Genomic DNA, 11,750 nt, shown 5'->3' with positions numbered 1-11,750 from the left:
AGGGCCTCACTCATCGGAAGTCGTCAGAACAAGCGCGGATCGTCGAAGACACCGGACGCGACCAGGTAGACGTAGAAGTCGGCGAGCGCCACGCTCACCAGCGACGCCAAGGCGAGCTGCATGTGCCGGGCGTTGAGCCGGCCGACCAGCTGCCACATCCGGTAGCGCACGGGATGCCGCGAGAAGTGCCGGAGCTTGCCGCCGACGATGTGCCGGCAGGAGTGGCAGGAGAGGGTGTACGCCCAGATCAGCGCGATGTTGGCGAGGAACACCAGGGTGCCGAGCCCCATGTGGCCCCACGCGTAGTGCTCGTCGCGGAAGGCGAGCACGGTGTCGTAGGTGAGGATGCCCGCGACCAGCAGCGCCGCGTAGAAGAAGTACCGGTGGACGTTCTGGAGGATCAGCGGGAAGCGGGTCTCGCCGGTGTACTTCCGGTGCGGCTCGGCCACCGCGCAGGCCGGCGGGGACGCCCAGAAGCCCCGGTAGTAGGCCTTGCGGTAGTAGTAGCAGGTCAGGCGGAAGCCGAGCGGGAAGATCAGGATGATGATCGCGGGGGAGACGCCCCACCAGGTGCCGAAGAGCTCCCAGTTGGGTCCCGAGCGCATCGGCTCGCAGTTCTCCGCCAGGCAGGGGGAGTAGAAGGGCGAGACGTACGGGGCCGCGTAGTAGTCGGCGTTCGCGAAGGCCCGCCAGGTCGAGTAGGCGATGAAGGCCAGCAGGCCCGCGGCGGTGGCGGCCGGTGCCAGCCACCAGCGGTCGGTGCGCAGGTGCCGGGCGCGGATGGCGGCGCGCGTCGGGGCGTGGACGCCGCCCGCCGGGGGACGGTCATCGGTGGCTGGAGGTTCGGTGCCAGTTGCCACTGGGCGACTCCGGTCGGTCGGGTCGGTTTCAGGGAGCGCGGCGGTCGCGGGCGCCGAGGCCCTCGTCGTCCGAGTCCGTCCACAGCGAGCCGTCGTAGGGCGTGTCCGGGATCGAGACGAGGTCCGGGCGTCTGGGGGCGTCCGGCGCGACCACCGCCGCCCGCAGCAGCGCGAGGCTCTCGCGCAGGTGGTCGGCGTCGGTGCGGACCCGGCGGACCTCCAGGCCACCGCTGCCCAGCTGCTGTTCCAGCCGGGCCACCGTCCGGGACAGCTCGTCGAGGCTGCGCTGCACCGATGACAGATCGTCGTGCACGGACAAGATGTGTCCTCACTTCCGTCGGGACACCGCGGGAGGCGGCCGGGCTCGGGAACGACGCTCGTGCGCCTGAGAGTGTCGCGCGTCACACCAGTCGCTGGGAAGGGATGTGCAGTGATTGGCCGGAGTGCGCCGGTGCGCCGCGGGTGGCGTTGAGCCGGACGAGTGGGCTTACGCACCGTTGTCGTCGTGTCTCCCAGCGTCGCCGAACCGTTTCCCCTTCAGTGGCCGCATCCCCGTCCGGATACAAATGATCAACCTGAATACCGCAAATCTCGCAAACGCGGCCTTCCGGAGGTAGCAGAGATGTCCCACGTCGGCGTCGGACCGCGCGCGGTCATGCGTTCGGTCGCCTTCCTCACCGCGGGGGTCCTCACGGTCCCCGCGCTGGCCGGCTGCACCTCCGAGGACCGGTCGGGCAAGCCGCTCGCCGAGCAGGACGTCGCCGCCGCGGCCCGTGCCCGGATCTCCGACGGCGGCACCCTGCGCTGGGCCGTGGACTCCGTACCGGACACGCTGAACGCCTTCCAGTCGGACGCCGACGCCACCACGACCCGCGTCGCGCAGGCCGTGCTGCCCTCGATGTACCGCGTGGACGAGACCGGCAGCCCGGTGCGCGACCCCGACTACCTGGAGTCGGCCGAGGTCGTCGACACCGAGCCCAAGCAGGTCGTCGTCTACAAGCTGAACCAGCAGGCCGTCTGGAGCGACGGCCGGGAGATCGGCGCCGCCGACTTCGCCGCCCAGTGGCGCGCCCTGTCCGGCAAGGACAGCGCCTACTGGACCGCCCGCAACGCCGGCTACGACCGCATCGAGAAGATCGAGCGCGGGGCGAACGACCTGGAGGTCAAGGTCACCTTCAGCCGGCCCTACGCCGACTGGAAGGCCCTGTTCACGCCCCTGTACCCGAAGGACGTCACGGGCACCCCCGACGCCTTCAACGACGGCGCCCGGCGGACGCTCAAGGTCACCGCGGGACCCTTCGCGGTCAAGAAGGTCGACACCAAGGGCGAGCGGGTCGTCCTCACCGGCAACCCGCGCTGGTGGGGCGAGCCGGCGAAGCTGGACCAGATCGTGCTGCGCGCCGTCCCCCGCGACGAGCGGGTCTCCGCACTGGTCGCCGGCAAGCTCGACCTGGCCGAGATCGACCCGGAGACCGCCGACGAGGTCAGCCTGGCCGCCGGGCCCCGGGAGCCCGCCACCCGCACCCCGCTCATGGGCCCCGGGGCCGCCCCGGCCCCCGGCCCGCAGGGCGGGTCCGCGGCCGAGGCGCTGCGCTCCTGGGCCGTCGCCAATGGCTCCGACGAGGAGGCCGCCGAGGAGGAGGTCCTCGCCCGCGAGGAGCGGAGCGAGGCCGAGGCGAAGGCCCGGCGCCGCCAGCAGGCCCTCAGCGGCTTCGAGGTCCGCAAGTCGCTGGAGCCCGCCTACACCCAGCTCGCCCTCAACGGCTCCGACGGCCCCCTCGCCGACGAGCGCGTCCGCAGGGCCGTGGCCCGCGCCCTGGACCGCGGGAAGCTGGCCGAGGCGGTGCTCAAGCCGCTCGGCCTGCCCGCCGAGCCCGTGGGCAGCCACCTCGCCCTGTCCGGCCAGCCCGCCTACGCCGACGGCAGCGGCGCGCTCGGCGAGCAGAACGCCAAGGAGGCCCGGGCCCTGCTCGCGGACGCCGGATGGGTCCCCGGCGGCCCCGTGAAGAAGAAGGACGGCGAGGAGGCGGCCGGCGCCGAGAAGGACAAGAAGGACAAGAAGGACAAGAAGGATAAGAAGGACGAGCAGCAGTCCGAGGGCGACGACGACGGCACGTACATCGTCGGCGAGGACGAGAAGAACGACGACGGCGCCGACCAGGAGAGCGGCGAGAAGCACAGCGGCGGCAGGAACACCGCGCAGGGCGGCGCGCCCGGCGCCTACGCCCCCAAGGGCACCGCGGCCCCGGCGGGCCCGGCGGCGGCCCCGCTCGCCAAGGACGGCAAGGCGCTCACCCTCCGCTTCGTGCTCCCCTCCGGCCCCGGCTCCGAGACCCTGCGCACCGTGGCCGACCGCGTCACGGACATGCTGACGGAGATCGGCATCGGCACCGAGGTCACCAAGGTGCCGGACGAGAGCTACTTCAAGGACCACATCGCGGCCGGCGAGTACGACCTGGCGCTCTACTCCTGGCCCGCCTCCGCCTTCCCCGCCACCGACGCCCGCCCCATCTACGCCAAGCCCGTCCCGGCCGCCGACGGTTCCCTGAACGTCGCGCAGAACTACACCCGGGTCGGCACCGACCAGGTCGACCAGCTCTTCGACCGGGCCATGGCCACCCTGGACCAGAAGGAGGCCCGGGACCTGCTGCGCAAGGCCGACTCGCGGATCTGGGCGGCGGCCGGCTCCGTCCCCCTCTACCAGCGCCCCCAGCTGGTGGCGGCCCGCGAGAACCTCGCCAACGCGGGAGCCTTCGGCTTCGAGACGCCGGTCTACGAGGACATGGGCTTCCTCAAGAAGGGCGCCCGGGGCTCTGGGCCCTCCGCCCCGTCCTCGGCCTCGCCCTCGTCCTGAAACCCTCCTGGCAAGCCGCAGTCCCCGGGGCCCCGTACCATTGGGTGAGGCCGTGGCATGTACCGCCCGGCAGGCCCGCGTGACACGGACGTCCGCGACGGCCGTCCTCACACCCTCCGGGAGTAAGCCACTTATGGCCGCGTCTACAACGCGTCACGACATCCGCAACGTCGCCATCGTCGCCCACGTCGACCACGGCAAGACCACCATCGTCGACGGAATGCTCAAGCAGGCCGGCGCCTTCGCCGCGCACCAGCTCGAAGGCGTCGACGACCGCATGATGGACTCGAACGACCTGGAGCGTGAGAAGGGCATCACGATCCTGGCGAAGAACACGGCGGTGAAGTACCACCCGAAGGATGGCGGCGACGTCATCACCATCAACATCATCGACACCCCCGGCCACGCCGACTTCGGCGGCGAGGTCGAGCGCGGTCTGTCGATGGTCGACGGTGTCGTGCTGCTCGTGGACGCCTCCGAGGGCCCGCTGCCGCAGACCCGCTTCGTGCTGCGCAAGGCGCTCAGCCAGCGGCTGCCGATCATCCTGTGCATCAACAAGACGGACCGCCCGGACGCCCGGATCGACGAGGTGGTCAACGAGACCTACGACCTCTTCCTCGACCTGGACGCCGACGAGGAGCAGATCGAGTTCCCGATCGTCTACGCCTGCGGCCGGGACGGCGTCGCCTCCCTCACCAAGCCCGAGGACGGCACGGTCCCCTCCGACTCCACCAGCCTGGAGCCGTTCTTCTCGACGATCCTGGACTACATCCCGGCGCCGACCTACGACGAGGACGCCCCGCTCCAGGCGCACGTGACCAACCTGGACGCCGACAACTTCCTCGGCCGCATCGCGCTGCTGCGCGTCCACCAGGGCGAGCTGAAGAAGGGCCAGACCGTCGCCTGGATGAAGCGCGACGGCTCCGTGCAGAACGTGCGGATCTCCGAGCTGATGATGACCGAGGCGCTCACCCGCAAGCCCGCCGAGAAGGCCGGCCCCGGTGACATCTGCGCGGTCGCCGGCATCCCGAACATCATGATCGGCGAGACCCTGGCCGACGTGGAGAACCCGGTCCCGCTGCCGCTGATCACGGTGGACGAGCCCGCGATCTCCATGACCATCGGCACCAACACCTCCCCGCTGGTCGGCCGCGGCGCCACCGGCAAGGGCGCGGACAACAAGGCGGTCGTCAAGGACCGCAAGGTCACCGCCCGCCAGGTCAAGGACCGCCTGGACCGCGAGCTGATCGGCAACGTCTCGCTGCGCGTCCTGGACACCGAGCGCCCGGACGCCTGGGAGGTGCAGGGCCGCGGCGAGCTGGCGCTGGCCATCCTGGTCGAGCAGATGCGCCGCGAGGGCTTCGAGCTGACCATCGGCAAGCCGCAGGTCGTCACCAAGGAGGTCGACGGCAAGACGTACGAGCCCGTCGAGCGGATGACGATCGACGTGCCCGAGGAGCACATGGGCGCCGTCACGCAGCTCATGGGTGTGCGCAAGGGCCGGATGGACAACATGTCCAACCACGGCTCCGGCTGGGTCCGCATGGAGTTCGTGGTGCCCTCGCGCGGCCTGATCGGATTCCGGACGGAGTTCCTCACCCAGACCCGCGGCACCGGCATCGCCCACTCCATCCACGAGGGCCACGAGCCCTGGTTCGGCACCCTGACGACCCGTAACAACGGCTCGCTGGTCGCCGACCGCTCCGGTGCCGTCACCGCGTTCGCGATGACCAACCTCCAGGAGCGCGGCGTGCTCTTCACGGACCCCGGCACCGAGGTGTACGAGGGCATGATCGTCGGCGAGAACTCCCGCGCCGACGACATGGACGTGAACATCACCAAGGAGAAGAAGCTCACCAACATGCGCTCCTCCTCGGCCGACTCCTTCGAGGCGATCGTGCCGCCGCGCAAGCTGTCGCTGGAGCAGTCCCTGGAGTTCTGCCGCGACGACGAGTGCGTCGAGGTGACCCCGGAGGCCGTCCGCATCCGCAAGGTGAACCTGGACGCCCGCGAGCGCGCCCGCGCCGCCAGCCGCGCCAAGCACGGCTGACCCACCGCACGCCGAACGGCACCGGACACCACGGCTCACGTGGTGTCCGGTGCCGTTTGGCGTGATGCCGACGCGGGCGGGGCGCAGGCGTAGGGATAACCCTCGATTTCCCGGCGGGGCGGGGCAGGGCGGTCAGTCCCGCACTAACCTGCGCGGAAGCACGGGACCCGGCGGCCGGCGCCGACGGACGTGCCGGGCGCGGGACATACCTGCGGGTCAGCTTGCACCCACCGCACGTTACGCGCAATCAATTTCTGCCGCGCGGACGTCCGTTATACGGACAGTCACTACCGTTAGATGTGTAACAAGTCCGTTTCGCAGCGATCTCGCACCAAACCCTTTGTCCGGATTTTGAAAGATCTGGCCCCTATCTGTGATCGAACCGAGACCTCGAACCTGTGGTTCGTTCCCCGGAAGATGGCAGATAGTTAGGCGCGTAGAGCTCGGATAAACGGGTCACGCGCTGACGGGGCGCAGGCTCGCGAGCGTGAGGGTGCCAGGCGATCTCATCACCGGCCGGTGGCCGGAATGTGTCGCAAGCTCCTCTTTGCGGTGAACCAGCGGATTCATGAGGAGGAACCCATGCGAGGTGCCACAAGCGCCATATGGGTCGTGTCGTCCCCGATGGCAGGTGTAGGCCCCGCGGGTGCGTTCAGTGCCGTCACGGTTGACGCGGCAGCGGCCCGGCGTCGCGAACTTCCTTGACGTCGTGCGCCGTCGGTCGGTAGCCGCCGACCGCGAGCCAGGGTTCTCCCGGGGCCGTGCCGCCCCTCCGTCTTTGTTCCCCTCGCGCGCTGCGGAAGACGTACGCCGTGCGAAGGCCGTCGGCCGCGTGCACTCCCGACGACCTCCTACCTGTGAAATGGACGAATCATGACGAGTCCAATCGAGATTGAGGGTGCTGAAGCCTCTTCCGTCTTGGACAAAGAGAGCGCGCCGCAGGGCGACGCCCCGAAGCCCAAGGAGCCGGAAGGGCGCAAGCCCGGCCAGTTGATGTGGGCGCGCTTCAAGCGCGACCGGGCCGGTGTGATCTCTGGCTGCATCGTCCTGTTCTTCTTCGTGATCGCCGCGGCGGCGCCCCTGATCTCGAAGGTCTACGGCAAGGACCCGTATACCCTCTACGGGCAGGAGAACCCCGACCTCCTGGACATGTTCACCATGCCCGCCGCGCCCTTCGGCGGCATCGACGGCGACTTCTGGTTCGGCATCGAACCGGGCCTGGGCCGCGACGTGTTCACCCAGCTGCTGTACGGCATGCGCAACTCGATGGCCACCGCGCTGGCGGCGACCCTCATCATGACGGTGCTCGGCGTCCTGATCGGCCTGGCCGGCGGCTACTTCGGCGGGAAGATCGACTACTGGCTCGGCCGGATCACCGACTTCTTCATGGCGCTGCCCAGCCAGCTCTTCTTCGTCGCCGCGATGCCCGTCATCACCACGGTGTTCGTCGCCCCGGACAAGGAGACGCCCACCTATGTGCGCGCCTCCGCGATCATCATCGTGCTGTCCTTCCTGGGCTGGATGAGCATGGCCCGCATCGTCCGGGGCGCCACGATGTCCCTGCGCGACCGGGAGTTCATCGAGGCGGCCCGCATTTCCGGGGCCTCGCCCTGGCGCATCCTCCGCAAGGAACTGCTGCCCAACATCGTCACTCCGACGCTGGTACAGGCGACGCTCACGCTGCCGAGCACCATCCTCAGCATCGCGTTCCTGTCCTTCGTGGGCGTGGGGTACGTCGAGCCCACGCCGGACTGGGGGCGGATGTTCGCCATCGGCGCGGACATCGTCGAGCAGGACCCGTACTACATGCTCTTCCCCGGCGTCGCCATGGTGGTCTTCATGGTGGCCTTCAACCTCCTCGGTGACTCGGTCCGGGACGCCTTCGATCCCAAGGGAAACCGCTGAGGCCAGGGGGACCCCCCACATCCTCGCCCGGCCGGTTCGGTGCCGCTCAGCCCGGCCCCGGCCACGTACCAGCAGTGCTCACTACTCACAGGCAGGTGGATTCGTCCCTATGAGCATTCTCCGCAACCGCACCGCCACGGCCGCCATAGTCGCGGTCGCAGCCGGCGCCCTCACCCTCACCGCCTGCGGCGGCGGCGACGGCGGCAGCTCCTCCAAGGACAACAGCAAGAAGAAGGAAGACGCCAAGTCGCAGTCGAAGCCGGTGCAGATCGGTGACGCGCAGGCGTCCACCGGCCCGGCCCCCGAGGTCCCCGGCGCCAAGCCGGGCGGCGTCGCGACCGTGTACCAGGAGGCGGACTTCTCCCACCTGGACCCGGGCCAGATCTACGTCTCGGACGGCAAGCTGCTCAGCCGCCTCATCTTCCGCGGTCTGACCCAGTACGACGAGGACGAGAACGGCAACCTGACCGTCGTGGGCGACCTCGCCACCGACGCGGGCAAGGCGTCCGACGGCGGCAAGACCTGGACGTACACCCTCAAGGACAACCTGAAGGACGCGAACGGCAACCCGATCAACTCGGCGGACATCCGGCACACGATCGAGCGCCTGTACGCCAGCTACATCACCGACGGCCCGACCTACCTCCAGCAGTGGCTGTCCGGTGACGGCACCACCTACCGCGACGCCTACGCGGGCCCGGACAAGGGCAAGCACCTGCCCGACTCCGTCCTGGAGACGCCGGACGACAAGACGATCGTCATGCACTTCAAGAAGGCGCGTCCCGACCTCCCGCAGATGCTGACCATGCCCGGTTACAGCGTCGTGCCGGAGGAGACGGACACCAAGGAGAAGTACGACAACGCGCCCGTCGCCGTCGGCCCGTACAAGATCTCCGACTTCAAGCCGGGCAAGTCCATGAAGCTGGTCAAGAACACCCAGTGGGACCCCAAGTCCGACTCGGTGCGCCACCAGTACGTGGACGGTTTCAACATCGAGATGAACCACGACGACGAGGACCAGACCAAGACCCTCCTCGCCGACCAGGGCCAGGCCAAGAACGCCATGATGTTCACGGGCCAGGTCGCCACCACGCAGCTCCAGAAGGTGGTGGGCGACAAGGACGCGATGAAGAACCGCACGATCCAGGGCTACGCCCCCTACGTGTGGCAGCTGAACTTCAACATGGACCGCATCAAGGACAAGAAGCTCCGTGACGCGATCACCCTGGCGCTGCCCTCCGACTCGGTCTTCAAGGCCGACGGCGGTGCCTACGGCGGTGAGGTCGCCAACTCGCTGATGTCGCCCACGACCCCGGGCTACAACGACAAGTTCGACCCGTTCAACCGGCTGAAGAAGCCCAACGGTGACATCGCGGCCGCCAAGAAGCTGATCAAGGAGGGTGGCTTCGAGGGCAAGAGCCTCGTCTACGCCTACGGCAACACGCCGACCCGCCAGAAGCAGGCCGTCCTGATCGCCGACGCCCTGGAGAAGATCGGTCTGGACATCCAGAAGAAGGAGATCGACTCCGCCACCTGGTACGAGCAGGTCGGCAAGGTCAAGAACGGCTACGACCTGTACATGACCGGCTGGGGCCAGGACTGGCCGTCCGCCTCCACGGTCATCCCGCCGTCGTACGACGGCACGCAGATCCAGGACGGCGCGTCGAACTACTCGCACATCAACGACAAGCACGTGAACTCCGAGATCAAGCGCATCGAGACGATCACGGACACGGCGGAGGCCACCAAGGCCTGGGCCGAGCTGAGCGAGTACATCTCCAAGGAAGTCAACCCGGCCGCCCCGATCTACTACACCAAGGTCTTCCAGATCTTCGGTTCGAACATCGGCGGCATCCGCTACAGCTCGGACTCGAGCTACGTGGACGTGACCCGGATCTTCCTCAAGAAGTAGTCCGCTCGGTCGGGAAACCGGTGGGGGCGCGCGGCGGAGCGCCCCCACCGGGCCCTGATCCCCTCCAGACCTCCCCATCCGACTGCCGCAGTCCTGAGAGCAGCTGTCTGCCATGCTTCAATTCCTGATTCGCCGGACCTTCGGCGCAGCGCTGATCCTGGTGTTGATCAGTGCCTTCACCTTCTTCATGTTCTTCGCGATCCCGCAGGACCCGGCCATGCTGGCCTGTGGCAAGAACTGCACTCCGGACGCGCTGGCGATCATTCACCAGAACCTGGGCCTCGACAAGCCGGTCCCGGTGCAGTACTGGAACTTCCTGGTCGGCATCTTCGCCGGCCGTGACTTCGCCGTCGGCCACTGCAGCGCTCCCTGCTTCGGCGTCTCCTTCGCCAACAACCAGAACGTCTGGGACACGATCCTGGACCGCTTCCCGGTGACCATCTCGCTGACCGTCGGCTCGCTGGTCGTCTTCCTCTTCCTCGGTCTCGGTGCCGGCCTGCTCGCCGCCAAGAACCGCGGCACCTGGATCGACAAGGTCTTCAGCTCCGGCTCGCTGGTCGTCAGCTCCCTTCAGATCTACTTCCTCGGCCCGCTCGTGGTGCTGGCGCTCGTCTACAGCACCGGCTGGCTCGAGAAGCCGAAGTACGTGCCGATCTCCGAGGACGTCGCCGGCTGGTTCGCCGGTCTGCTGATCCCCTGGATCGTGATGGCGACCATCTTCACCGCCAACTACACCCGGATGAGCCGCTCCTCGATGATCGAGCAGCTTCAGGAAGAACATGTGAGGGCGGCCCGCGCCAAGGGCATGTCGGGCAACTACACCTTCTTCCGCTACGCCTGGCGCGGCTCGCTCGTCCCCATCGTGACCATCCTCGGCATCGACCTGTCCGCCCTCATGGGCGGCGGCATGGTGACCGAGATGACGTTCGGCCTGGCCGGGATCGGCCGGCTCGCACTGAAGTCCGTCACTGACAAGGACCTGCCGATGCTGATGGGCGTCATGCTGGTCAGTGCCGCACTCATCATCGTCTTCAACCTGATCGTGGACGCCCTGTACGCCGTCATCGACCCGCGCGTGCGCCTGTCCTAGGAGAACCACCGTGACCACTCAGACCAAGCCCGAAGAGGCCCCGGCCGCCGCCGCGGGGGACGCGTTTCTCTCGGTGCGCGACCTCAAGGTCCACTTCTCCACCGAGGGCGGCGTCGTCAAGGCGGTGGACGGGCTCTCCTTCGACCTGGAGCGGGGCAAGACCCTCGGCATCGTGGGCGAGTCCGGCTCCGGCAAGTCGGTGACCAACCTGGCCGTCCTCGGCCTGCACGACCGCCGCAGGACCGCGATCGAGGGATCGATCACGCTGGACGGCCAGGAGCTGACCGACGCCAGCGAGAAGCAGATGGAGAGGCTGCGCGGCAAGAAGATGGCGATGATCTTCCAGGACGCGCTGACCGCGCTGTCGCCGTACTACACGGTCGGCCGGCAGATCGCGGAGCCGTTCATGAAGCACAACGGCGCGTCCAAGAAGGACGCCCGGGTGCGCGCCATCGACCTGCTGCAGAAGGTCGGCATCCCGCACCCGCAGCAGCGGGTCGACGACTACCCGCACCAGTTCTCCGGCGGTATGCGCCAGCGCGCCATGATCGCGATGGCCCTCTCCTGCGACCCGGACCTGCTCATCGCGGACGAGCCCACCACGGCGCTCGACGTGACCGTCCAGGCCCAGATCCTCGACCTGCTCAAGGACCTCCAGCAGGAGTTCGGCTCCGCGATCATCATGATCACCCACGACCTGGGCGTGGTCGGCAACATGGCCGACGACATCATGGTCATGTACGCGGGCCGGGCCGTCGAGCGCGGCACGGTGCGCGAGGTGCTCAAGTCCCCGCAGCACCCGTACACCTGGGGCCTGCTGGGCTCGATGCCGAACCTCACCTCCGACGTCGACGAGCCGCTGCTGCCGATCCCGGGGTCGCCGCCCTCGCTGCTCAACCCGCCCTCCGGGTGCGCGTTCCACCCGCGGTGCCGCTTCACCGACCTGGTCTCCGGAAACCGCTGCTCGGCGGACCGTCCGGTGCTGCCGGGGGGACGCGCCGCCGCCTGCCACCTGACGAGGGACCAGCGGCAGCAGGTGTTCATCGAGAAGATTCAGCCCCGGCTGGGCTGAGCGGAAA

Annotated in this window: 8 protein-coding genes; 6 read left to right on the top strand and 2 right to left on the bottom strand. The window is 68.6% G+C overall.

Annotated features, from left to right (window positions below):
- Positions 1-23 precede the first annotated feature (23 nt).
- A complete protein-coding gene (locus tag ACIRGB_RS01625; protein ID WP_403857502.1) occupies positions 24-860 on the bottom strand; it encodes a hypothetical protein in 837 nt (278 codons plus the stop codon).
- A 28-nt stretch (positions 861-888) separates the two neighbouring features.
- Positions 889-1,179: a hypothetical protein gene (locus tag ACIRGB_RS01620; RefSeq protein WP_403857499.1), complete on the bottom strand. Its 291-nt coding sequence runs from the start codon at positions 1,177-1,179 to the stop codon at positions 889-891.
- 303 nt (positions 1,180-1,482) lie between these two features.
- Between ACIRGB_RS01620 and ACIRGB_RS01615 the strand changes: the two genes are divergently transcribed.
- The 6 genes from ACIRGB_RS01615 to ACIRGB_RS01590 all read left to right on the top strand — a co-directional run bounded on the left by ACIRGB_RS01615 (position 1,483) and on the right by ACIRGB_RS01590 (position 11,743).
- A complete protein-coding gene (locus tag ACIRGB_RS01615) occupies positions 1,483-3,714 on the top strand; it encodes an ABC transporter family substrate-binding protein (RefSeq protein WP_403857496.1) in 2,232 nt (743 codons plus the stop codon).
- Between the two features lie 133 nt (positions 3,715-3,847).
- The gene (typA, locus tag ACIRGB_RS01610; protein WP_403857493.1) at positions 3,848-5,764 is read left to right on the top strand and encodes a translational GTPase TypA; all 1,917 of its coding nucleotides are present in this window, start codon (positions 3,848-3,850) and stop codon (positions 5,762-5,764) included.
- A gap of 873 nt (positions 5,765-6,637) precedes the next feature.
- Positions 6,638-7,669 (top strand): ABC transporter permease, encoded by a 1,032-nt coding sequence (locus ACIRGB_RS01605; RefSeq protein WP_403857490.1) that lies wholly within the window; start codon positions 6,638-6,640, stop codon positions 7,667-7,669.
- Positions 7,670-7,778: 109 nt separating this feature from the next.
- Positions 7,779-9,581: an ABC transporter substrate-binding protein gene (locus ACIRGB_RS01600; protein ID WP_403857487.1), complete on the top strand. Its 1,803-nt coding sequence runs from the start codon at positions 7,779-7,781 to the stop codon at positions 9,579-9,581.
- A 112-nt stretch (positions 9,582-9,693) separates the two neighbouring features.
- Entirely contained in the window at positions 9,694-10,671 is a 978-nt protein-coding gene (locus ACIRGB_RS01595; RefSeq protein ID WP_403857484.1) for an ABC transporter permease, read from the top strand.
- Positions 10,672-10,681: 10 nt separating this feature from the next.
- Positions 10,682-11,743, top strand: a complete 1,062-nt coding sequence (locus ACIRGB_RS01590; RefSeq protein ID WP_403857481.1) for an ABC transporter ATP-binding protein — start codon at positions 10,682-10,684, stop codon at positions 11,741-11,743.
- Positions 11,744-11,750: the final 7 nt, after the last annotated feature.

It is taken from the genome of Streptomyces sp. NPDC102490 (assembly GCF_044765285.1).
Taxonomy (GTDB): domain Bacteria; phylum Actinomycetota; class Actinomycetes; order Streptomycetales; family Streptomycetaceae; genus Streptomyces.
This window is presented reverse-complemented; position numbering and strand designations above follow the sequence as displayed.

What these genes read in the sequence shown, in the direction of transcription:
- ACIRGB_RS01605 (WP_403857490.1), top strand. Translation starts at nt 6,638, where the DNA reads ATGACGAGTCCAATCGAGATTGAGGGTGCTGAAGCCTCTTCCGTCTTG.
- ACIRGB_RS01615 (WP_403857496.1), top strand. Translation starts at nt 1,483, where the DNA reads ATGTCCCACGTCGGCGTCGGACCGCGCGCGGTCATGCGTTCGGTCGCC.
- ACIRGB_RS01595 (WP_403857484.1), top strand. Translation starts at nt 9,694, where the DNA reads ATGCTTCAATTCCTGATTCGCCGGACCTTCGGCGCAGCGCTGATCCTG.
- typA (WP_403857493.1), top strand. Translation starts at nt 3,848, where the DNA reads ATGGCCGCGTCTACAACGCGTCACGACATCCGCAACGTCGCCATCGTC.
- ACIRGB_RS01600 (WP_403857487.1), top strand. Translation starts at nt 7,779, where the DNA reads ATGAGCATTCTCCGCAACCGCACCGCCACGGCCGCCATAGTCGCGGTC.